Origin of the sequence: Sphaerimonospora sp. CA-214678 (assembly GCF_050942215.1) — a bacterium.
In the GTDB taxonomy this organism is placed as follows: Bacteria; Actinomycetota; Actinomycetes; order Streptosporangiales; family Streptosporangiaceae; genus Sphaerimonospora.
In genome coordinates this window covers 2,018,049-2,041,153 of the sequence record NZ_CP192056.1, presented here as the reverse complement: position 1 = coordinate 2,041,153, position 23,105 = coordinate 2,018,049, and the positions used below count along the sequence as shown (strand labels likewise).

Annotated in this window: 16 protein-coding genes, 1 other RNA gene and 1 pseudogene; 9 read left to right on the top strand and 9 right to left on the bottom strand. The window is 70.4% G+C overall.

What is annotated here, in order from left to right; translation table 11 throughout:
- Positions 1-26: 26 nt before the first annotated feature.
- Positions 27-1,535 (top strand): annotated as a pseudogene (locus ACQP1K_RS09340) (SulP family inorganic anion transporter); the annotation flags it as partial.
- 340 nt (positions 1,536-1,875) lie between these two features.
- Here ACQP1K_RS09340 and ACQP1K_RS09335 read toward each other — a convergent pair.
- Positions 1,876-3,309 carry an endo-1,4-beta-xylanase gene (locus tag ACQP1K_RS09335; protein ID WP_433500466.1) on the bottom strand — a complete coding sequence of 478 codons (1,434 nt, stop codon included), beginning with the start codon at positions 3,307-3,309 and terminating at the stop codon, positions 1,876-1,878.
- A gap of 753 nt (positions 3,310-4,062) precedes the next feature.
- Here ACQP1K_RS09335 and ACQP1K_RS09330 point away from each other — a divergent pair.
- Positions 4,063-5,487, top strand: coding sequence for an extracellular catalytic domain type 1 short-chain-length polyhydroxyalkanoate depolymerase (locus ACQP1K_RS09330; protein ID WP_433500465.1), 1,425 nt, complete (start codon positions 4,063-4,065; stop codon positions 5,485-5,487).
- Between the two features lie 248 nt (positions 5,488-5,735).
- Here the strand turns inward: ACQP1K_RS09330 and rnpB are convergent.
- From rnpB to ACQP1K_RS09310, 4 genes are all read right to left on the bottom strand, one after another.
- Positions 5,736-6,128: RNase P RNA component class A (gene rnpB / locus ACQP1K_RS09325), an RNA gene on the bottom strand.
- 43 nt (positions 6,129-6,171) lie between these two features.
- Entirely contained in the window at positions 6,172-7,371 is a 1,200-nt protein-coding gene (locus tag ACQP1K_RS09320; protein WP_433501526.1) for a bifunctional RNase H/acid phosphatase, read from the bottom strand.
- A gap of 8 nt (positions 7,372-7,379) precedes the next feature.
- Positions 7,380-8,120 carry a zinc ribbon domain-containing protein gene (locus ACQP1K_RS09315; protein ID WP_433500464.1) on the bottom strand — a complete coding sequence of 247 codons (741 nt, stop codon included), beginning with the start codon at positions 8,118-8,120 and terminating at the stop codon, positions 7,380-7,382.
- Between the two features lie 9 nt (positions 8,121-8,129).
- Positions 8,130-8,978 (bottom strand): Nif3-like dinuclear metal center hexameric protein, encoded by an 849-nt coding sequence (locus ACQP1K_RS09310; protein ID WP_433501525.1) that lies wholly within the window; start codon positions 8,976-8,978, stop codon positions 8,130-8,132.
- 111 nt (positions 8,979-9,089) lie between these two features.
- Between ACQP1K_RS09310 and ACQP1K_RS09305 the strand changes: the two genes are divergently transcribed.
- Together ACQP1K_RS09305 and ACQP1K_RS09300 are read left to right on the top strand one after the other, a co-directional pair.
- Positions 9,090-10,181, top strand: a complete 1,092-nt coding sequence (locus ACQP1K_RS09305) for a M20/M25/M40 family metallo-hydrolase (protein ID WP_433500463.1) — start codon at positions 9,090-9,092, stop codon at positions 10,179-10,181.
- A 66-nt stretch (positions 10,182-10,247) separates the two neighbouring features.
- On the top strand, positions 10,248-11,597 hold the full coding sequence (locus ACQP1K_RS09300) for an ATP-binding protein (RefSeq protein ID WP_433500462.1): 1,350 nt from the start codon (positions 10,248-10,250) through the stop codon (positions 11,595-11,597).
- 12 nt (positions 11,598-11,609) lie between these two features.
- Here ACQP1K_RS09300 and ACQP1K_RS09295 read toward each other — a convergent pair whose 3' ends face one another.
- Both ACQP1K_RS09295 and ACQP1K_RS09290 read right to left on the bottom strand, forming a co-directional pair.
- Positions 11,610-13,208 carry a thiamine pyrophosphate-binding protein gene (locus tag ACQP1K_RS09295; protein WP_433500461.1) on the bottom strand — a complete coding sequence of 533 codons (1,599 nt, stop codon included), beginning with the start codon at positions 13,206-13,208 and terminating at the stop codon, positions 11,610-11,612.
- Between the two features lie 73 nt (positions 13,209-13,281).
- Positions 13,282-14,295 carry a 2-hydroxyacid dehydrogenase gene (locus tag ACQP1K_RS09290; protein WP_433500460.1) on the bottom strand — a complete coding sequence of 338 codons (1,014 nt, stop codon included), beginning with the start codon at positions 14,293-14,295 and terminating at the stop codon, positions 13,282-13,284.
- 262 nt (positions 14,296-14,557) lie between these two features.
- Here ACQP1K_RS09290 and ACQP1K_RS09285 point away from each other — a divergent pair, with 262 nt between their 5' ends.
- The 5 genes from ACQP1K_RS09285 to ACQP1K_RS09265 are packed head-to-tail and all read left to right on the top strand — an operon-like array spanning position 14,558 to position 20,173.
- On the top strand, positions 14,558-16,390 hold the full coding sequence (locus ACQP1K_RS09285) for an SCO2524 family protein (RefSeq protein WP_433500459.1): 1,833 nt from the start codon (positions 14,558-14,560) through the stop codon (positions 16,388-16,390).
- Entirely contained in the window at positions 16,391-17,305 is a 915-nt protein-coding gene (locus ACQP1K_RS09280) for an SCO2523 family variant P-loop protein (RefSeq protein WP_433500458.1), read from the top strand. It abuts the gene before it with no gap.
- Entirely contained in the window at positions 17,302-18,246 is a 945-nt protein-coding gene (locus tag ACQP1K_RS09275; protein WP_433500457.1) for an SCO2522 family protein, read from the top strand. Before ACQP1K_RS09280 ends, ACQP1K_RS09275 begins: the two co-directional genes overlap by 4 nt.
- A gap of 22 nt (positions 18,247-18,268) precedes the next feature.
- Positions 18,269-19,216, top strand: coding sequence for an SCO2521 family protein (locus ACQP1K_RS09270; protein WP_433500456.1), 948 nt, complete (start codon positions 18,269-18,271; stop codon positions 19,214-19,216).
- Entirely contained in the window at positions 19,217-20,173 is a 957-nt protein-coding gene (locus ACQP1K_RS09265) for a hypothetical protein (protein WP_433500455.1), read from the top strand. It begins immediately after the preceding gene.
- Here the strand turns inward: ACQP1K_RS09265 and ACQP1K_RS09260 are convergent.
- Both ACQP1K_RS09260 and ACQP1K_RS09255 read right to left on the bottom strand, forming a co-directional pair.
- On the bottom strand, positions 20,136-21,338 hold the full coding sequence (locus ACQP1K_RS09260; RefSeq protein WP_433500454.1) for an NAD(P)/FAD-dependent oxidoreductase: 1,203 nt from the start codon (positions 21,336-21,338) through the stop codon (positions 20,136-20,138). The two genes, ACQP1K_RS09265 and ACQP1K_RS09260, sit on opposite strands and share 38 nt — an antisense overlap.
- 199 nt (positions 21,339-21,537) lie before the next feature.
- Positions 21,538-23,103: a glycoside hydrolase family 43 protein gene (locus tag ACQP1K_RS09255; RefSeq protein WP_433500453.1), complete on the bottom strand. Its 1,566-nt coding sequence runs from the start codon at positions 23,101-23,103 to the stop codon at positions 21,538-21,540.
- Positions 23,104-23,105 lie beyond the last annotated feature (2 nt).

The following is a 23,105-nucleotide window of genomic DNA, read 5'->3' as shown; positions in this document are numbered from 1 at the left end:
GGTGATCGACACCGTAGGGTCATCACATGACCCACGGTAGCCATGTGATTACAAACCGGAACATCGCCGCAATACTCCGACATGACGTGCCCGCCTCGCTGGTGGTCTTACTGGTGGCGGTGCCGCTTTCGCTGGGGATCGCGGTGGCATCCGGGGCGCCTCTGGCGGCCGGGCTGGTCGCCGCCGTCGTCGGCGGTGTGGTCGCCGGGGCGCTGGGCGGGTCCGCCGTCCAGGTCAGCGGCCCAGCCGCCGGTCTCTCCCTGGTCGTCGTAGACCTGGTGCACACCTACGGCTGGCGCGCCACCTGCGCGATCACCGTGCTGGCCGGTCTGGTTCAGGTGCTGCTGGGCGCCCTCCGGGTGGCCAGGGCGGCCCTCGCGGTCTCCCCCGCTGTCGTTCACGGCATGCTCGCCGGGGTCGGCGTGGTGATCGCGCTCTCGCAACTCCACATCGTGCTCGGGGGCACCCCGCAGCGTTCCGCCCTGGAGAACATCTTGGAGCTGCCCGAGCAGATCGTGCACAACCACAGTGCCGCCGTCGTGATCGGTCTCGTGACGATCGGCGTCCTGATCGGCTGGGTCCGGTCGCCGCGGCTCAGGGCGATTCCCGCGCCGCTCGCCGCCCTGATCATCGCCACCGCCGCCGCGGCGCTGCTCCGCCTGGATCTGGCCCGGGTCGACGTGGGCGACGGCTTCTCCTCGATCCAGGGGCCGCTGCTTCCGGAAGGCGACTGGCACGGCATCGCCGGCGCCGTACTGCTCGTGGCCCTCCTCGCCGGAGTGGAGTCGCTGCTGACCTGCGTCGCCTCCAACCGGCTCCACGATGGCCCGCGCGCCGATCTCGACAGGGAACTCACCGCCCAGGGCGTCGCCAACGTCGTCTCGGGCGCACTGGGGGGCCTTCCACTGTCGGGGGTGGTCGTGCGGACCACCACCAACGCCCGGGCGGGCGCGCGCAGCCGCTGGTCGACCGTGCTGCACGGGGTGTGGGTGCTGCTGTTCACCGTCGCGTTCGCGTGGCTGCTGGAGCTGATCCCGATGGCCGCCCTGGCGGCGCTGCTGGTGTTCATCGGAGTGCAGATGGTGAACCTCGGCCATGTACGCAACCTGCGCGGCCACCGCGAGGTGTCGGTCTATCTCGTGACCATGGGCGGCGTCGTGCTGATCGGTCTGGCCGAGGGCGTCGCGATCGGCCTCGGGCTGGCCGCGCTACTCGCGCTGCGCCGCCTGGCCTGGGTCTCCGTGGACGTACGGCAGGCGGACGGAGTCTGGCGGGTGAGCATCCGGGGATCGCTGACGTTTCTCGGCGTGCCCCGCCTGACATCGGCCCTGGCGGCCATCCCGGCCGAGGCCTCGGTCGATCTGGATCTGAACCTCGACTTCATGGACAACGCCGCTTTCGAGGCACTGCACACCTGGCGCCTCGAGCATGAACGCGGCGGTGGCCTGGTGCACGTCGACGAGTTGCACGACGAGTGGTACCTGGCCGCCGTGAGCGGAGCCCGTCTGGCACGGGCCAGGGTTCCGCCGCGCTGGGATCCTCGGTTGGCCGAGGAGGGCTGACGAGTTCGCCCACGGGAGACCCGCCGGCGGTGAACCACGCTGACACGGGACATGAACCGACCGCCCGCTGTCGGAGACCGTACACGACACGTGGGAGTGGCTGAGGGACGTCCCGGAGGAACGGCGCAGCTTCGGGGCACGGACACTGCGCCATGGCATCGATCCCGGCAAGGAGGCCCGCATCCTGACGGAATGGAGCGCGTGATCCCAAACGGACCACGCCGCGGCTCGGCCGCGGCGTGGTCTCATGCTCTGAGCCGCCTGGGTGACCGCCTCCGGTGCGGTACGCCGAACCGGAGGCGATCGGGGGGAATCAGCTGGTCAGGGTCCACTTCTGGTTGCTACCGCCCCAGCAGCTGTAGATCTGGAGCTTGGTGCCGTTGCCGGTGCCGTTGCCGGTCGCGTCCAGGCACTTGCCGGACTGAACGCCGACGATGGTGCCGTCGGAGTTGACGCGCCACTTCTGGTTGTCGCCGCCCCAGCAGCTGTAGATCTGGACCACGGCGCCGTCACCGGTGCCGCCCGCGTCCAGGCACTTGTTGCCGTAGACCCGGAGCTCGCCCGAGGAGGTGGAGGTCCACTGCTGGTTGGTGCCGCCGTGGCAGTCCCACAGCTGCAGCTGGGTGCCGTCGGCGGTGCTGTAGTTCGGCACGTCCACACAGCGCCCGGAGCCGGCGCCCCTGATCGTCCCGGAACCTCCACCACCAGGCGGCGGGGTGACGGTCGGAGTCGGGTTCGGCGTGGGAGTCGGAGTCGGGGTCGGAGTCGGGTTGGGGTTGGGGCTGGCGGCGTTGAGCGCGTTCAGCACCGAGGTGTAGGCGGCCTTCTTGTTGCCGTTGCCGTCGAACAGCAGCGGGTTCTGGTTAGAGCGCCAGGAGTCGCTGTCGCGGACGCCCCACACGGTGATGCCGACGCAGCGGGAGACCGCCAGGCAGTCGTTGACGATGTTGGCGTAGGTGGTCGCCGAGGCGCCCTCGACGTCCAGCTCGGTGATCGCCACGTCCACGCCCAGGGCGGCGAAGCTCTGCAGCGTGGTGCGGAAGTTGGGGTTGTAGGCGCTTTGGTTGTTGAAGTGACCCTGGAACCCGACGCAGTCGATCGGCACGCCGCGCTGCTTGAAGTCGCGGACCATGTTGTAGACGCCCTGCGTCTTGGCCCAGGTCCAGTTGTCGATGTTGTAGTCGTTGTAGCACAGCTTGGCGGCCGGGTCGGCGGACCGCGCGGTGCGGAAGGCGACCTCGATCCAGTCGTTGCCGGTCTGCTGGAGGTTGGAGTTGCGCCGGGCGCCGGAGTTGCCGTCCTCGTAGGCCTCGTTGACGACGTCCCAGTAGGGGATCTTGCCCTTGTAGTGGGCCATGACGCCGTTGATGTGGTCGATCATGGCCTGGCGCAGCGAGCCGCCCGACAGCGACTGCATCCAGCCCGGCTGCTGGGAGTGCCAGGCCAGGGTGTGGCCGCGGACCTGCTTGCCGTTCTGCACGGCCCAGTTGTAGATCCGGTCGGCCTGGGTGAAGTTGAACTGCCCCCGGTTGGGCTCGGTGGCGTCGATCTTCATCTCGTTCTCGGCCGTGATCATGTTGAACTCACGGTTCGCGATCGTGGTGTAGGTCGAGTCACCGAGCTTGCCGGCGGCGATGGCCGTGCCGAAGTACCGCCCGCTCTGCGCGGCCGCCGCTGCCAGCGTGCTCGCCGCGGCGTCGGCGGGAGTCTGCACCGCCACCAGAGCCGTGGCGCCGAACAAGCCCACTGCGGCCGTGGCGATAATCCGGCGCAGAGCACCGGATGGTCGCCGGGTTTCGGGCGCGGTTGAGGCATTTGCGTCCATGCCTGAGCCTCCATAACTCAATCACGGAAAGGGGGAACGCGCGTGGGCGGCCACGCGACCGACGCCGCGCCCCGTCACCGGGAACGCACGACATCTGAGGCGTCGTGAGACGGAACGCCCCTGCAGCGCACCGCCGGCCGACAGGGGGACCGTCCTGAGGACTCAGTGTGGAAACGACTCCGAAATATGTCAAGAACCTTGCGAAACTTTCGGTTAGTTTTTCGGAGTTTCTATCGGCACCAGTCGGCGACGTCCGCTCGTGACCTCGGTAACATCCCAGCACGAACGGGGGATCACGACGACAGAACCGGACATGAAACTTTCACCGTCACACATACCTGATCGGTGTGGCGAACCCGGAAAACTCCAGATGAGCGAGCCCAGCAACCCTGGGACCCCCGGACGCCGTGGGCCGAACCTTGACGGCTCCCGCCGTACTCGTATTTGCTCCGCCCAACCACCACATCCGAGCACCGCGGAGAAGGGAACGGGACGGCCGACCTTGTTAACGTTAACAGCTCCCCTGCCACCCCCGCCCTAACCGTCCGGTCATCAGAGCGCAGCGAGGTCGGTACAGGTGCCACATCCCGTGCCTCATGCGCCACGGGAAACAGACCGCCCGGTCCCGTGTCGGACGCCGCCACGTCTGGCCCGACGCCGCTGACTCGAAAGGACATGACGTTGAAACGCAGGCTCAAGGCGATCCTGGCGGCCGCCGCCTTACCTCTGGTGGTCGTGAGCATGCTCCTGGCGGCCAGCCCCGCCGCCGCAGCGACGCTGACCCGGGTGACCGGCTTCGGCAACAACCCGACAAATTTGAACATGTACCTCTACGTGCCCGACCGGGTCGCGGCCCGCCCGGCACTGCTGGTGCTGGTGCACTACTGCGGCGGATCCGCCGGCGCGATCTTCAACGGCAACGGTCACGACTACGTCACGGCGGCGGACCGGTACGGCTACATCATGGTCCTCCCGGAGGCCACCCGCAGCGAAAAGTGCTTCGACGTGTCCACCCCGGCCGCGCTCAGGCGCGACGGCGGCGGCGACTCCACCGGCATCATGGCGATGGTCTCCTACGTCCGCCAGCGTTACAACGTCGACCCTGACCGGATCGTGGTCAGCGGCTTCTCCTCCGGCGCGATGATGACCAACGTGCTCGCCGCGCAGTATCCAGACGTGTTCTCGGCGGCCTCCGCGTTCTCCGGAGTGCCGGCCGGGTGCTTCGCGACCACCAACGGATCGCTGTGGAACAGCCAATGCTCGGGCGGAAACCTGATCAAGACCGCTCAGCAGTGGGGAGACCAGGCTCGGGCGATGTATCCGGGGTATTCCGGGCCCTATCCGCGGATGCAGCTGTGGCACGGGACGACCGACACCACGCTCGCGTACCCGAACTTCGGCGAAGAGATCAAGCAGTGGACCAACCTGCACGGTCTGAGCCAGACGCCGGCGTTCACCGACCATCCACAGTCGTCGTGGACCCGCACCCGGTACGGCGCCACAGGCACCCAGGCCACCATCGAGGGCATCAGCATCTCCGGTGTCGGCCACCAACTGCCGATGAACGGCCAGCTCGCGTACGCCATCTCGTTCCTCGGTCTTGACGGCGCCCCGACCCCCACACCCACCCCGACACCGACCCCCACTCCCACGCCGACCCCCACTCCCACGCCGACCCCCACACCGACTCCGACGCCGACGCCGACCCCGCCCGGCGGTTCCGGGATGATCAAGGGTGTCGCCTCCGGGCGTTGTGTGGACGTGCCCAACTACAGCACCGCCGACGGCACCCAGCTGCACCTGTGGGACTGCCACGGCGGCACCAACCAGCAGTGGACCTCCACCTCCTCGGGCGAGATCCGGGTCTACGGCAACAAGTGCCTGGACGCGGGCGGCACCGGTGACGGCGCCGTGGTCCAGATCTACGGCTGCTGGGGCGGCGACAACCAGAAGTGGCGCGTCAACTCCGACGGCACCATCGTCGGCGTCCAGTCCGGCAAGTGCCTGGACGCGACCGGCGCCGGCACCGGCAACGGCACCAAGCTCCAGATCTACTCCTGCCACGGCGGCAACAACCAGAAGTGGACCTGGACCACGTGACAACTGGCGACCGGCCCCGACCCGTCACACCCGGGGCCGGTCGCCACATCGCCCCATCGCCCCATCTGTCACGGAGGCGGCCGACGAGAGCAACGGCCGCGACGGGGGCCCGCCGGACGAGTCGGTCTGCGGGCCGGTTCAGATCCCGCAGGCTCCCTACCTGCGGCGGATGCCGCGTTCTGCTCCGCGCTCGATGTGCCCCGATCACGAATGAGCCAGCAGGACGCCCAGCTCAGCCGGGGTGAAGGCGGACGAGTCGGCCTGTAGGCCGGGTTCTGTGATCAGCTGTCGCTGACCGGCGGCCATCCATCTAGGGCCGTCGTTGCCGACGGCCTCAAGCGGTCTACCCGCGCGGCTCGGGCGGGCCGCCCTCGAACGTCGCGCGCGGGGTGTTCCGGAGAACACCCCTTCTTGACCTTGCTCCGGGTGGGGTTTACCGAGCCGCCCACGTCACCGTGGGCGCTGGTGGTCTCTTACACCACCCTTTCACCCTTACCCCCTGCGAACAGGGGGCGGTCTGCTTTCTGTGGCACTTTCCCGCGGGTCGCCCCGGGTCGGCGTTACCGACCACCCTGCCCTGTGGAGCCCGGACCTTCCTCGGCAGGATCCGGAGATCCTGACGCGACCGCCCGGCCGACTCGTCTGCCATACGGATAACCCTAGCGGCTTCTGCGCGCATTCCCGTCAGGTGAGATGGGCGGTGTCGTTCAGGGTCCGTACGACGGCCGGGCCGTCGGCGTAGTAGTCGATCGCCGACAGGCAGGCCAGATCGAGGTGCATCCGGTGCATCGCCTCCGGCGGGGCGTTCAACGCGAAGCGGAGCAGCAGCTTGATCGGCGTCACATGGGAGACCATGAGAACGCATCGGCCCTCGTTCGCCTTGACGATCCGCTCCCTCGCCCGATCGACACGACGGGCGGCGTCGGCGAAGCTCTCCCCGCCCGGCGGGGGCACTTCCTGGTCCGCCAACCACGCCGCGAGCTGTTCCGGCCACCGCTGCTGGACCTCGGCGAACGTGTAACCCTCCCACGCGCCGAAGTCGATCTCGCGCAGGTCCTCGTCCACCTCCACCGTCAGGCCGGTCCGTACGGCGACCGCCTCGGCCGTCTGCCTGGCGCGCTTCAGCGGCGAACTCACGATCACGCCGATGTCGTACGGCTCACGCGACAGACGCGCGGCCGCGGCCTCCGCCTGGGCCGTGCCGTTCGAGGTGAGCCGGGGATCGCCGAGCCCGGAGAACCGCTTCTCGATCGACAGCGGCGTCTCGCCATGCCTGAGCAGCAGCAGCGAGGTGGGCAGCCGACTCGGGGCGGCCCGCCAACCGGGCGCGGTCCGCGTACGGTACGTCGGTGCGGCATCGGCCGCCGGGGCCGGGGCGGCGTCGACGTCGGACGGCTCGGCCGGGGGGCTGGAGATCTCACGGCCACCGGGTGCCGGTTCCGCGGACGCGGACTTCGCCTCCCAGGTCTCTCCCCGGGCCGCGGCGTCCATGGCCTCGTTGGCGAGCCGGTCGGCGTGGCGGTTCTGCTCGCGCGGGATCCACCGCCACGTCACCCGGAATCGGCGGGCCAGGTCGCCCGCCTCCAGTGCGAGCGGCCGCAGGCCCTCGTGCTTGACCTTCCATCGGCCGGCCATCTGCTCGATGACCAGCTTGGAGTCCATCCGCACCTCGACCCGCGCGCCTTCGGCGCCGAGTTCGAGCAGGGCACGCAGGCCGGCGATGAGCCCGCGATACTCGGCCACGTTGTTGGTCGCGGTCCCGATCGACTCGGCGACCTCGGCGAGCACCTGATCGGCCGCGTCCTTGACCACCGCGCCGAATCCGGCCGGCCCGGGGTTCCCCCGCGAGCCCCCGTCGGCCTCGACGACGAATCTCTCGTCCATAAGGGTCGTCACAGGCCGGACTCACCCGTGCGGACCAGGATCCTGCGGCATTCCTCGCAGCGGACCACCTCGTCAGGGGCGGCGGCCCTGATGCGGTTGAGATCGGCGATCGACAGGCTGGTGCGGCAGCCCAGGCATCGGCCGCCGTGCAGCATCGCGGCCCCGATGCCCGACTGCTCGCGCAACTTCTCGTACAGCGCGAGCACGTCGGCGGGAACGTCGCCGGCGATCGGAGGACGCCTTTCCCGCAGCTCGGCGATCTCCTTGTCGATCTCCGCCAGGGCGGCGTCGCGGCGGTTCTCGGCCATGCGCAGCGCGGCCGCCGCCTTGTCACGCTCCGACTTGAGCGTGGTCACCCGGGTCTCGGCGGCCTCCCGGCGTTCCATGATCTCCAGCACGACCTCTTCCAGATCGTCCTGGCGCCGGCGCAGCGACGCTATCTCCGACTGCAGGCTCGCCAGATCCCTGGGCGAGGCGATCTGCCCGGAGTCGAGGCGCTTCTGGTCGCGCTCGGCCCTGGCCCGTACGGTGTCCACGTCCGACTCGGCCTTGGCCTGGTCGCGGGCGAGGTCACCGGCGTCGGTCTCGGCGGCGATGACCTGGGTGGCGAGCGCCGCGAACTGCTTGGACAGCTCGTCGATCTCGGCGAGTTCTGGCAGGGTCCGGCGTCGGTGCCCGAGCCGGTCGAGACCCGCATCGAGCTCCGCCAGGTCGAGCAGACGCTTCTGTGCTTCCGGTGCGGCCTTCATCCCCATCCCTCAAAGCGCTCGGGGGTCCAAGTCGGTGGTCGTCGCCGTCCACGCGTCCGTGACGGTGTCGGAGACACGCGCCTCAACAGTAATGCCCCCGGCGGCCAACGCCGACGTCAGCCGCCGGGCGGCGTCGGCGAGCCACGGCCATTCCGTGGCCCAGTGGGCCGCGTCGATCAGCGCGGGCCCCGCCGCGGCCTCCATGTGCTCGCTGGCGGGGTGATGCCGTAGATCGGCGGTGAGGAACACGTCGGCGCCCGCCGCGCTGGCCACCCCCAGCAGGGAGTCTCCCGATCCGCCGCACACGGCCACCGTCTCCACCATCCGGTTTAGATCTCCGGCCACACGCGGCGGCCCCGCCGTACGAGGCAGGCCGGAGGCGGCCCGTACGGCGAACTCGCGCAGCGGCATGGGCGCCGGGAGCACGCCGATGCGGCCGAGCCCCCGCCGGGGATCGTCGGCGGACGGCTGCAGGGGGCGCAGTTCCGAGGTCAGGCCGATCGCGCGGGCGAGCGCGTCGGAGACGCCGGGATCGGCGACGTCGGCGTTCGTGTGCGCGGTGAGGAGGGCGACGCCGCCGCGGATCAGCCGGTGCACGACCCGGCCCTTGAAGGTGGTGGCCGCGACGCTGGTGGTGCCGCGCAGATAGAGCGGATGATGCGTGACGAGCAGGTCGGCTCCCCAGTCGAGCGCCTCGTCCACCACGGCCGCCACCGGGTCCACCGCGAACAGGACCTTCCGTACGGACTGGTCCGGGTCGCCGCAGACGAGCCCGACCGCGTCCCAGGACTCGGCCCAGGAGGGGTCGTACATCGCCTCCATCTCCGCGACGACCTCGGCGAGAGTGCAGGAGATCATTGCCACCCGCGCACACTATCGCGCCGCGCGTCCGGAAGCGGTGCGCCGGGTACCGTCCCTGTGACGCCGCCTCTCCGGACAAGAACGGACCCAAGGGTGAACCTGGACGCGATGCTGGCAGACCTCGAGGAGCTGGTGCTCTGCGAGTCGTATTCCTCCGACCACGCGGCGCTCGCCCGCAGCGCGCGCGTGGTCGCCGCCCAGGGGCGTCGGCTGCTCCGGGCCGAGCCGGAGACGATCGTGGTCGATGGGGTGCCGCATCTGCGCTGGACGTTCGGCACGCCGCGCGTGCTGCTGCTCGGTCACCACGACACGGTCTGGCCGGTCGGCTCGCTGCGCGATCACCCGTGGTCGGTTCGCGACGGGGTCGCGCGGGGTCCCGGCGTGTTCGACATGAAGGCCGGGCTCGTGCAGCTCTTCCACGCGGTCGCCGCGCTGCCGTCGCCGGACGGGCTCACCGTGCTCGTCGTCGGCGACGAGGAGCTCGGCTCGCCGACGTCCCGGCCGCTCATCGAGGCGAGCGCGGCGAAGTGCGCCGCCACGTTCGTGCTGGAGGCCAGCGCCGACGGCGGCGCGCTCAAGACCGCGCGCAAGGGCATCTCGCGCTACGAGCTCTTCGTGTACGGCAAGGCCGCCCACGCGGGCCTCGAACCCGAGCTGGGCGCCAACGCCGGCGTCGAGCTGGCCCACCAGATCCTCGCGATCGCCGGCATCGCGGACCGGGTCCGGTCGTCCTCCGGGGTGGGCATGGTGTCGGTGACGCCGACCATGCTGTCGGCCGGGACCAGCTCCAACACCGTGCCCGCCCTCGGGCGCGTCGCGATCGACGTACGGGTGCCCGACGCCGCGGCCCAGGCACGTGTCGACGAGCTGATGCGCGAGCTCGCCCCCCGCACCCCCGGCACCCGCCTTGAGCTGCGGGGCGGCCCGGGCCGTCCGCCCCTCGACCCCGCCTCCTCCGCCGAGCTGTTCGAGGCGGCCGTACGGATCGCCGACGATCTCGGCATCGGCCCGCTGCGCGGAGCGGCGGTGGGCGGCGGCTCCGACGGGTGCTTCACCGCCGGGGTCGGCTGCCCGACACTCGACGGCCTGGGCGCGGTGGGCGGGGGCGCGCACGCGGCCGGGGAGCACGTCATCGTGGCGGAGATGCCGGCCAGGGCCCGCCTGGTATCGCGGCTGATTCAGAGGTTTATCCAGTTTTGATGCCGAATCTCCCTGTATCGGCGGCAGATTGATCTAATGTGATCATCTGGTCACCGGGGGGATCGGGTGAGATTGTGGCACCATCGGTCCGTCAGGACCCGCCTGGCGGTCGTCTCGGGCGTGGTGATGGCGCTGATGTGCATCGCCGCGTCGATGGCCGTGCTGTTCACCGTGCACGAGACCGCGCAGACGTACACGACCCGGGCGGTCGTGGACACGGCGGAACGGCTGGGCTACGCGTCCGTACACGAACCACTGCCACCGATGATGCTGGACGAGGCGGTCGCGGGCGTGCAGGTGATCGACCGTGGGGGCCGGATCGTGTCGACGACCGCGGGCATCGCCGGACGCCCGAGGATGGCGGACGTCCGCCCGGCCAGGCCCGGCCCGCAGGTGCTCCCCGGCGAGTGCCGGTCCCCCGCGTTCCCCGGCAGATGCGTGACCGTCGCGGCCTTCCGCGTCCCGGGCGGAGCGGACGGGCACGTCGTCTACGCGGCCGACTACGACGTGCCCTGGCACGTCAGCGGCCGGCTGCTGACCACGCTCGCCTGCATCACCTTCGCGTTGTCCGTCCTCACCGCCTGCGGCACGTACCTGGCCGTGCGCAGGGCGCTCGAGCCCGTCGACGCCGTCACGGAGAAGCTCGCCACGATCACGGCGACCGACCTGAGCCGGCGGGTGCCGGTGTCGAAGTTCCGGGACGAGCTGCGGCGGCTGGCCGAGGCCGCCAACCAGACCCTCGACCGGGCCGAGCTCGCGGTCGAGCAGCAGCGGAGGTTCGCCTCCGACGTGTCCCACGACCTGCGCAGCCCGCTGACGGCCATGCGCGCCGAGATCGAGGGGGCGATGCTGGATCCGGAGCACGCCGACTGGCGCGCCACCGGTACGGCCCTGCTGGACAGCCTCGATCGGCTACAGGCCATGGTCGCCGACCTGCTTCATCTCGCGAAGCTGGACGCCGGGGCGGCGCGGCCGGGTCCGGAACGCATCGACCTGGCCGGGCTCGCCGCCCGCGAGCTGGACCGCCGTCCGCGCAAGGTGGAGGTGGTGCGGGACCTGATGCCCGGGGTGATCGTGACCGGGGACCGGCTGAGCCTGGCCCGCCTGCTGGGCAACCTGCTCGACAACGGCGAGCGTCATGCCACGTCCAAGCTGTGGGTCACGGTACGTCAGGAGGACGGCGAGGCGACCCTCGATGTGCAGGACGACGGGTCCGGTATTCCCCCCGAGTACCGGGAGGTGGTGTTCCAGCGCTTCACCCGGCTGGACCAGGCACGTGAGAAGGACGCCGGCGGCACCGGTCTCGGTCTGTCGATCGCCCGTCAGATCGCGCAGACCCACGGCGGCACGCTGACCGTCGAGGACAGCGCGGTCGGCGCCCGGTTCGTTCTGCGACTTCCGGCGGCGGCCCCCTGACCAGGTCGGGCCTCACTCCCCCTCCCGCAGGGCGATCACCGTCGGGAGCGGAGCGCCGAGAGCCTCGACGACCGCGTCCTCGAGCTCGTCCGGGGTCAGCACGGCCCGCCCCCGCGCCCCGTAGGCCCGGGCGAGCGCCGGGAGGTCGGGCCCGTGCAGGTCGACGGCCAGCGGGGTCATGCCCTGCCTGGCCATCTCCTCCCTGATCTCCCCGAAGCCGCCGTTCACCGACACCACGATCGGCAGGCTGAGCCGCAGCTCCACGGCCGTGGCCAGCTCCTGCACACTGAACTGGAACGCGCCGTCGCCGGCCAGCGCCATGACCGGCCGATCCGGTCTGCCGAGCTTGGCGCCGATCGCGGCGGGCAGCGCGAACCCCAACGTGCCGAACCCCGTCGGGAACAGGAACCGGCCCGGCGGGTCCACGGGCACGGCGACCAGCGCACCGTGGTACACCATCATCGAGTTGTCGCCGACGAGGATCCCCTCCGGCGGCAGCGCGCGGCGCAGCGCGTCCAGGTGGTCCCCCCACCGGCCGGTGAGCTCGCTCAGCTCCCACCGATGGTCCGGCGGGTGCGGTACGGCCGGCGCCCCCGGCCGGTGATCGGGCGGCCCGAGCCGTTCCCACAGGCCCCGCAGGGCGAGCTCGGCGTCCGCGACGATCGCGACGTCGGCGACGTGATCGCCGTACATCTGGCCGGGATCGACGTCCACTCTGATCAGGCTTCCGGCGAGGGAGAGCCCGTCGTCCCAGAGATCCGCCGGGCCCAGCTCTGTGCCGACGGCCAGCACGACGTCGCACCCGGCGAGCCAGTGCCGTACGGCCTTCAAATGAAGGGTGGCCCCCAGCGCCAGATCGTGGCTCTCCGGCACGGTCCCCTTGCCGTTGACCGTCGTCACCACCCCGGCGCCCACGGCCTCGGCCAGGCGCATGGCCGCGCCGCCCACCGGCGCTCCGTCGTCTCCGGGCCGTTGGGCGCCGCCGCCGAGCACGAACCCGGGCCGGTTCGCGGCGCGCAGCAGCCGCGCCGCCTCGTCCAGCGCGTCCGGATCGGGGGCGCGCGGTGTGATCCGGTACGGCGGGGCGAACCTGACGTCATCCCTGGCCGCCAGCAGGTCCACCGGGATCTCGATGTGGATCGGCCGGGGCCGGCCCTCGGCGAACCGGCCGAACGCGCGTGCGACGGCCGCCGGGATCTCCCGGACCGAGGCCACCCGGTGGCTCCACTCGCACAGCGCGTCGGCCGCGGCGGACTGCTCCTTGCTCTCGTGCAGGTAGCCGCGGCCCTGGCGGGGATGGCCGGTGGGCACGCCCGGCGAGACGACCAGGATCGGCGACGAGTCGGAGTACGCCTGCGCCATCGCGGTGAGTGCGTTGACCATGCCGGGGCCCGTGGTGGTGAGCACCACCCCCGGCCGGCCGGTCACCCGGGCGTACCCGTCGGCCGCGTATCCCGCACCTTGCTCATGACGTGGGGTCACGCATCGGATGCCCGCCGGGCTCAGCTCGCCGTAGATCGCGAGATTGTGCGTGCCCGGGATGCCGAAGACGATGTCCACGCCGTGCAGCCGGAGAGCCTCGACGAGGATCCGGGCTCCGTTGGGCGTCATGATCCATCCGGGGGTCGGGAGAGGACTTCGTAATAGCCTTGCCCTTCCCTGTAAACCCATACGCCTTTAGGAGTCAGGAATTTCCGCCGTGTTTTCCCACGGCGTGCTCGTCGGCTCCGGTGGACAGCACGTTTTCGATGGATCCGACCGCCTGGAGCACCATCCGGTCCATAGCCTCGCGGGTATGGGAGGCGATATGACCGGTGACGAGGAGCCGGTCGCCGAAGGTCTTCAGCAATTTGGCCGCGACCCGCGAATTTCGGTCGTAGAAACCGTCGAAAACGGCCGTGCCGACACGTTTGTCGCTCATGACCTCATACAGCGCATCCGGGTCGACGACGGCCGGCCGGGCGGTATTGATCAGAACGGCCCCCGGACGCAACCGCTTCAGGACCTCGACGCCGACCATGGACCTCGTCTCCGCGGTGCAGGGGACCATGACGACGAGGATGTCGCTGCGCTCGGCCAGTTCGAGCAGGGGAAGGAAGGACAGGCCCAGCCGTTCCTCGACGTCGCGTCTCCTGGTGCGGCTGAAGTAGGCGACGTCCACGCGGAAGGCGCGCAGGATCTCCGCGATCCGGGTGCCGTTCGCCCCCAGTCCGACGATGCCGACCGTGCGGGAGCTCAGCTCGTGCGGCAGTTCCTCCGGGCCGCGCCAGTACGGATACCGATCGCCGATATGGCGCCCGATGTTCCGGTTGGCGTTGATGATCTGGCCGATCGTGAGCTCGACCACCGACTCCGTGGCCGCCCGCGGCGTGCTGGTCACGACGATCCCGAGGTCGTCGGCCGCCGTCACGTCGACGAAGTTCTCGTAGCCCACGCCCAGGAACGCGACGACCTTGAGCGTCTCCCGCGCGCTCCGCAGCGCCTCGGCCGTGGCCTGCTCCTCGCCCCCGTGGACGTAGGCCACCGCACCGCGCAGGCCGCGGATCAGCTCCTCCTCCGTCAGCGGCTGGATCGGCTTCGACGGGACCAGCAGGCCGCGTCCGCGCAGCGGCGCGAGCAGCGACATGTCCATGCCCGCTCCGGTGACCAGGACCGTCCCGCCCATCGTCGTCATCTCTCCGACGAAGTCCCGCACCATCACACTACGGTCTGGTATATCCCCGATCGCCGCCGCTTGGGACATTTCCGTCTCTCACAATTAGGCATTGATATCGTCTCTGCTCATCTGCATCTGTGCTGGCACGATGAGCCGGGCAACGGCGAAATCTCACCGATGGTCCAGGCGACGGAGCAGGGAACCAATGATATAAGGGTCGTGTAGCCCCTAGTACATCTTCCGGCCGGCGAACAGGTCATCGAACCGTTCGAAAGGGCCCGACAGTACAGAAAGGCTCGCAGCGATGAAGTTTCAGCCGCGCCAGCAGCTTCTGGATCTCTGGGAGGCGGCCGCCCGAGCCTCGTACCCCGACGGCGAGTGGACCTGGGGCGGGCGGGACGGGTCGAACTCCATCTCCGACGCCGAACAGCTGCTGTGCTTCCTCTACCCCGCCGCCGAACTGCCGGGCTTCCGGCTGGACACGCCGGACGAGACCGCCGACGACGTCCTCGCCGCGCTGACCCCGCTGGGCGACTCGGTCGAGATCCCGAAGCTGCTGCTGAAAGTGATCGGGCAGTACCTGCGCAAGTACACCGCGGAGGACGGGCGGCCGGTGTTCTCCGGCGGGAGCTACTTCCGCACGGCCGACCCCGAGGCGAAGCCCGCGCCGGAACAGCTCCAGCTCGACATGGTCGACTCCTTCTCCATGTCGGTCACGCTCACGCTGTCCACGCTCGGCTTTCTGAAGGTCTTCCGGCAGAGCGTGCGCAGGCAGTCGCTGCGCGCCGAGATCCGGGAGCTGGAGGAGCTCGCGAGCAGGCGCCTGACGGCGGCCATGGTGGGCCTGCTGCGCAGCTTCTCGGTCAACGCCTTCGAGCCGGGCTCGCCGGCCGGCCGTGCGCTGATGCGGACCGTCAACCAGACCGGGGCCCCGGACCGCCGGGTGCTCGACGAGCTGCGGCGCGCGCTGCGCCCGGTGCGCGCGGGTCTGCGGGACATCACGATCGGATCGGGCAGCCAGGCCGAGCTCGACAACGAGAACCTGCTGTTCGAATGCGGGTGGACCTGGGGCATCGTGAAGGACTCCCCCGAGGTCTCCGTCTCCGACATCGGCTCCCAGCCCAAGGGCGTGGCGGCCAACGCGCCGTTCCTCTACTTCACCGTCAACGCCCTCGTCGGCATCGCCGACCTGTTCTCCGAGCGCACCCGGGTGCTCGGCCTGCTCGACGACCCCCAGCAGACGCTCGCGCAGTTGATCCAGCGCCGGTGGGACCTCACCCAGCTCTACTGGCGGACGGTCGCCATGTACGGCCGCGGGCCCTGGCCGCTGCAGGACATCCCGTGGAAGACCACGGACGAGAAGGAGTCGGAATACTACAGCCTCGGCGTCACCGCGATGGTGGTGCAGAGCCTCGTCAACAACCGCGCGGCCGACGTCGACTTCGGCCGGGTGGCGGACGTGCTGCAGGAGCTGGCCGTACGGGCCAGGATCATCCGCAGGGCGGTGCCCGGAGACCATTCCGTCGCCATGCACTTCCCCGGCGTCTCGATCAGCATGATCGGCTCGGAAGAGCTGGGCCCGAGGCTGACGTGGGTCGTCTCCGACTTCGCGATCACGCTGCTCAAACGGACGATCTGGGCCGCTTCGATCGTGCAGAACACCCATACCAGAGAGCGGCTTCTCGGGCTCGCCGACCAGATCTGGCAGCATGTCGCGATGCGCCGGTGCTCGACCGGGCGCGCGCAGGGGCTGTGGGACCAGCCGGGCAACGTGTTCGGCGGCGTCGACGCCCAATCGGTGGAGCCCTCCTGGTACTTCAGCGAGCGGGTCGTCGAGTTCCTGGTGGCGGCGGCCAAGGCCAGGAGCGACCCTCCCCTGCGCAACCCCCGGCTCGTCGAACTGGCCTACGAGATGCTCGGCGAGGCGGAGCACCTGCTGGATCAGGAGCTGGTCCTGCGGCCGCTGATGGCCGGGCAGACGATCCAGCCCAAGCTCCGCGGCATCCAGGCCGCGCTTCAGCGGGCCAGGGCGATCGCCGGCGAGCGGCCCGCCACGGCCCAGGCGCTGATCTACGACGCCCTGCTCGACCTGGAACGGCTGGCCACCGCACGTGACAACGCGGCGGAGGCCATATAGATGCTGGTCTTCGCGATCTCCGACAAGGGCGGGACCGGACGCTCGGTCACGAGCACGAACGTCGCCTACCGGCATGCCCTGCAGGGCAACGACTCCTGCTACCTGGACTTCGACTTCGGCTCTCCGACGGCCGGCGCGATCTTCAGTGTGAGCTCGGTGGCGCGCGGCACCCGCTCCGGCGGACTGCACGAATACCTGCGTGGCGAGCTCACCGAGCCGCAGCGGATCGACGTGTGGGCGGAGTCCGACCGGGAGGGGCTGCGCGTCAAGCCGCCCGGAGCCGGACGGCTCGTGCTGCTCCCCGGCAGCAGGGGCGGAGGCGAGCTGTCCTCGGTGGACGAGGAGACGGTGCACAGGTGCGTCCAGCTGTTCGGCCGGCTGGAGGAGGAGTTCGATCTGTGCATGGTGGACGTGAGCGCGGGACGCTCGTTCACCGCCGAGATGATCCTGCGGGCCACCGTGCGGCTGCCCGCCGTCCCGTTCCGCTGGCTTGTCTACCACCGGTGGACCCGCCAGCACATCATCGCGGCCGACGGCCTCGTCAACGGCACCGACGGGCTGCTCGACGCCGGCGCGCGGTTCGGGCACGACCCTGAGGTCCTGCGCGACCGGATCCGCTTCGTCCGCACCGCGGTGCTCGAGTCCGAGGCGGCCGAGCTCGTCGGCCTGCGCGACGAGCAGCGGGCCTGGCTGGGCGCCTACGACGGCGAGCTGCGCGAGCTCGCGCGCCGTCACGGCGTCGGCCGTACGACCATGCTCGGCAAGGTTCCGCTCGACCCGATCCTCCAGTGGCGGGAGCAGCTCATCTCCGACGAGGACGTGCTGGCCAGCAAGATCGCGAACGCCGAGACGGCCGCCGCGTTCGAGGACCTGGCCAAGAAGATCATGGACGACAGCGCGTGGGAGGGGCTGTGACACCCGTGAACGCGATGTTCGGCGAGGTGACCGCGGAGCGGCGGATCGCCGCCGCTCCCCTCTCCCACGTGTCCGTCGAACTCGGGCACCTCTACATGGAGGACTTCGAGGCAGGCCCCGATCGGCTGCGCCGGCTGTTCCGCCGGGTCGCCCCCTGGGCCGGGGCCCTGCGGTCGGCCTGGGAGGAACGGATGCCCGGGCGGCAGGCGAGGGTCAGCACGTGTTTCCTCGTCGACGACTACTTCAGCCGCTTCAGTTCTCCGGCGGAGTCGCTGCCGATGGTCCTCGACACCGCGGCGGAGTGCGACCTGTCCATCGACTACATCGCACGGGAGTCGGCCTGTGCCGAGCCCGCCGGGCTGGTCGAGGACCGGCTCGTCGACGACCCGCCGCCGGGCGCCAACGGGTCGCGCCCGCCGGTGAAGGAGACGGGCTGGCTCTGCAACGGCATGCGCTCGCCACAGGCGGGGGCCGCCGTACAGGCGATGGGCAAGGCTCAGCGGTGGGCGCCACCGGCTCAGAACGCGAAACGCGGTCACTCGATCTTCGTCGACGTGGAGCTGTGGGACGAGAGCGGACAGCGCCGCACCTGGTCGTGCCCGTTCCTGGCGGCCGTCTGGCAGCTCCTGCGGCTCGGGCTGCTGCGCGACGAGGGCCGGCTGCCGCTGCGGCCGGTGCCGAGGCCGCCGGCCTGGCCCGCCGACTGGGACGCGCTGCCTCCCATCGTCCGGCTGAACGAGCAGGCCCCGCCGTTCACCGCCTACACCACGATGTCCGTCCTGCCCTCCCGGTTCCTGCCGGTCGAGCTGGCCGTGCGCACGATCCTCAGCCAGGTCGCGGTGGACGCCGAGGTGCTGCGCCAGGTGGCCGGCCGGAGCGAGGGCGAGGGCATCCGGCTCGCCGAGGAGCTCGTCGACCGCATCTCCTATGTCTTCACCTAGAGAACCGGATCCGATGCTGGTCATGGGGGAAGTCCACACCGGACTGCTGCAGAACTCGGGGGAGGTCACCGCCTCCGCGTGCGACCGGCTCCTCGGCCTGCTCGCGGGACAGACCGTGCGCGTCTCCCGGCGCCCGATCGTCCACGCGATGTCACCGGACCGGCTGACCGGAGTCGATTGCCACCTCCCCTCCGCGTCCCGGTCCCGGGTGAGAGGCGTCGGGACCGTGCTGACCCGGTGTTCGATCACCGGCGGCCGGGTCGTCCAGGGCTCCTCCTACGTCCGGATCGTGCGCGCCACGGTCGACCGCCGCCTGCCCTGGTCGCACTATCTGGCCAGACCGGGGGTCGTCGAGGTGCTCGGCAAGGCGAAGGCGCACGACCTCGCCGACGGGTTCACCGACGAGGCGGACGGGCACGACGGCATGCCGGCGCGGCGAGACTCCCCGGGCTCGCCTCTCCTCGATCTCGGCGCGATCAGCGGCAGGTTCGTGGACCTGGTGCAGTCGTCGCCGCTCCTCGATCGCCGGGCCCCCTTCAAGATTCCGCGGACCCGCCTGCGCTGGGTGGCGGAGAGCGGTGAGCAGGGCATCCGCTTCACCCTGCGAAACGATCGGTCGCGCACGCTGCGACTGGTCCACGGCGGGGGGTTCACCCCGTCCGTCGCCGATCTGTGCGAGGACCTGGCGCTGCACGACTGGCTGCTGACGACGCTGCTGGTGATCGTCGAGCGGGCGCTGACCGGCGGGGCGCCGAGATCGGAGGCCGTGGCCAGGCTGACCCCGGCGGTCGATCATCTCCTGCACCTGTGGATGCCGGCCGCACGGGTCGACCAGGCGTTCGCTCCGCTGTGGGAGAGCCTGGAGCGGCACCCCGGATTCACCCGGCAGTGGCGGTCGCTGGTGAACCGCGTCCGCGACCAGATCTCCATGGACATACTGACCCTTCTCACCAGAAGAGGTGGGTGGTAGATGGCGGCGTCGATCAGATTTCGGGTGAACCGCGAACTGGTTCCGCGCACTCTGCGCAAAGTCCTCATCATGGCCGCCGTCGGGGTTCCCACGTACTTTCTCACCGACGACGACGGACCCTTCATCGGCACCGCCGAGCCGCGCAAGGCGTGGGGGATCATTCTCACGGTCTTCATCAGCGCCGTCGTCTTCGTCGTGCAGTACCTCGTCGAGGTCGACAAGCAGCTGGAGACGCTGCGCCAGGAGATCGCCTCCGGCCTGTCCCGGATCAACGAGGCGACCGAGCTGTTCGGGTTGGTGGAGGAGTCCGCGGTGCAGACGGACGTGGTCACCCAACTCGTGCGCAACGCGACGAGGGTCGACAAGGAGATGCCCACCCTGGTCCAGGCCTTCGCCCAGTGGGAGATCGCACGGATCTCCACGCTCCTGCGGGAGCTCGGGGAGGGGAACGTCATCTACGAGGGTGAGGACCGCGACTGGCTGCTCGGTCTGGCCCACAACACGCGGCACAGCCTGGACGCGCTCAGCCTCAACGTCGTGGACCAGGGGCCGAGCGAGTTCGACGGGGGGTTCTGGACGACCGACGCGGGCCAGCGCTATCTGGACTTGCAGCGCGACCGGATCCGCGACGGGGTGCGGATCCGCCGGATCTTCTTCGTGGACAGCCCGGAACGGCTCGCATCGGAGATGTTCCGGCGCATCTGCAAAATGCACTCGGAGATCGGTGTCCGGGTGCGCGTCCTCACGCCGTCGCATCTCGTGAGCCCCCTGGGCGTGTTCGATTTCATCGTCTTCGACCAGGTGCTGAGCTACGAGGTGACCCCCTCGTCTCCGCAGGTGGGTGAGATCGCCACGCACACGTTCGTGCACACGTTGCTGGTGCTGGAGCCGCCCAGGGTGCGGCAGCGGATCGAACGCTTCAAGGAGTTGTGGGAGCTGGCGTCTCCCCTGGAATGACCGGGACGAACTCGCGGTCGGGACGGCAGACGTCCAGCAGTTCCCGCGTCCCGTCGCCGGCTTCGCCGGCGAGGACGGCCGCGACCAGCTCGGCGGTGACGGGGGCGAGCGTGACGCCCAGCCCGCTGTGGCCGGTGGCGGCGAGGACGCGCCCGTGCTCGCCGGTGTAGCCGATGATCGGAATGTGGTCGGTGCTGCCCGGCCGCAACCCGGCCCAGCTCCGCTCGATCGGCCAGGTCGCGGCCTGCGGCATCAGGGCGCGCACCCCGCGCAGGATCTCCTCGCGGGCACGGGCGGTGACCGTCACGTCGCCTACATGGGGCTCATAGGTGACGCCCATGGCGACCCTGCCGTCCCGCCGGGGCACCAGGTACGGATAGCCCTCGAAGTCGCCGTCCCTGATCTCGGCGAAGATGTGGTGGCGCAGCGGGTAGCCGGTGCTTCCGGGAGGGCGGGTGTCGAAGGCCTCGCCCTTGATGGGATAGAGGTGCCGGCGGTGGTCGGGCAGGAATCGGCCGCTGCCGGAGCCTGCGGCCACGACCGCCGTTCCGGCCGAGACGTGCGTGCCGTCGTCCAGGCGTATATCGGCGGAACCGGGCAGCTCGGCGAGATGTTCCGCCCGCGCCCCGGTCCGGACGCGGATCGGCCCGGCCTTTCCGGCGAGCGCCGTACGCAGCGCGCCCATCAGCTCATGCGGGTCGAGCGCGAGCTCGTCCGGCAGCAGGAACCCCCCGACCACGGCGTCGCTCAGCAGCGGTTCGAGTTCCCTGACCTCCGCGCCGGTGAGCTGCTCCACGGCGAACGGCGACCGCCGCCACTCCGGCAGGACCTCGTTCTCCAGCCGGTCCATCTCCGTGTCGTCGAGCGCGACCTGCAGATCGCCGCCTTCCAGCAGGGGCACCGCCACACCGGAGATCGCGCCGATCTCATCCAGCCAGTCCGGATACAGGTCGCGGCTGCGCTTGATCACCGCGTTCAGCGGCCCGAGGCAGGAGGGTTCTGTCTGGGTGAGGATGCCGCCCATGGCGGCCTCGGAGGCCCCCTGGCCCAGCCGCGGCCCGGCCTCCACGACGAGGACCGTCCGGCCCTGTGAGCCGAGCCTGTGGGCGATCGCGCATCCGATCACACCGCCACCGATGATCGCGACATCGCAGGTTTCACGCACGCGCCGTCTCTCCCAATGCTCCGCCGGGCCGCCCGTCAATTCGAAAGTAGGCGAGGCCGGGACGTTCCGGATAGGTCACATAGGAGTGGCCCGAGGGGAAGGGTATCCCCCGGCGCCGCGCCCACGCTGGAACTCCGCGCCATCGCGCCGTATTGGAGCACCACACGATTCGGCATTGTGACCACCGGCTCACCGGTCATCAGAGCGGGAGATATTCGAACCAGTCGAATTCGGCCGTATTACTGCTCGGACGGCCATTGGAACTGGCGTACATGCCGATATACGCGCCGGTGAAGCCGCCGGCGACCGACGTGCCGAGGAGCCTGCCGTCCACCGGGTCGCCGAGATCGCGCCACTGCCCCGGCGTCTCGGCGTAGCGCGCCTGGTACTCCTGCCCCCGTGCCTCCACACCCAGCCAGATCCTGCCGGGCCGCCCGTCGCACGCGGCGGACAGCGGGGCGCGGGCCCGTACGGCTTCGACGCCCGCCTCGCGCCGGACCAGTTCCAGGCCGCGTACGGTCACCACGATCAGCACGTGGAAGTCGTCGCTGCGCACGAGCGCCAGGCCGGCGCACTCGCCCGGTCCAGGGGTGAATTCCAGCGCCGTGTGCGCGGCGAAGTCCATGTGCTGCTGCCGCCGCGCGATCAGGCTCGGGTCGGTCCGCTGGGCGAGCGTCTGCGGCCGCAGGCGCAGCCGCAGCCGGCCGTCCCCCAGGCTCCAGTACGGCTCGCGCGGCGTGCGCAGATGGTTCCACACGGGCGACAGCCGTACCGTGTCGAAGTGGTCGCAGGCCGGAGCGGCGGGCCAGCGGTGCTCGGGCAGCGCGGGGGCCTCGGCCGCCTCGGCGACCGGGTCCGCGATCGGCCAGCCGTCCTCCCAGCGGACCGAGGTGAGGAACGTCTCCCTGCCGAGGTTGTCGCCGCCGCCGTAGGGGCGGACCGCGAGCAGCACCATCCACCAGTCGCCGTCCCGGGTCTCCACCAGATCGGCGTGGCCCGTGCAGGTGATCGGGTGATCGCGGCCGAGATGGCGGTTGGTGAGGATCGGGTTGCGCGGGCAGGGCTCGTACGGCCCGGCGACGTGCTCCGATCTCGCGATCATCACCGCGTGGTCGTGGGAGGTGCCGCCCTCGGCGGTCAGCAGGTAGTAGCGCCCGTCGATCTTGTAGATGTGCGGGCCCTCGGACCAGACGGCGCCGCGCTGCACCGCCTCCCAGATGACCCGCTCCCCGCCCAGCGGCCGCAGCGTCACCGGGTCGAGCTCCCGGAGCCAGATCTCGGTGTCGCCGGGATGGCCGGGCTCCTCCTTCTCCCGCGTGCCGCAGACCCACACCCTGCCGTCGTCGTCGAACAGCAGGGAGGGGTCGATACCGCCGACGCCGGGCAGCGGATGCGGGTCGCTCCACGGACCGGCGGGATCCGTGGCGGTGACAATGAAGTCGCCCGCCCCGCCCACAACCGTGGTGATCACGTAGAACACCCCGTCGTGGTGGCGGATCGTCGGGGCGTAGACGCCGCCGGAGGCCCGTACGCCGTCCAGATCGAGCTGGGACGGGCGGTCCAGCACGTGGCCGAGTTGCCGCCAGTTGACCAGATCCCGGCTGTGGAAGATCGGCACCCCGGGGAACCACTCGAAGCTGGAGGTGACGAGGTAGTAGTCGTCACCCACCCGGCACACCGAGGGATCGGGGTGGAACCCCGGGATGATCGGGTTGCGGAACCCGCGGCAGGTCTCGGTCACGCGCTCGATCACGGGATCGGTCATAG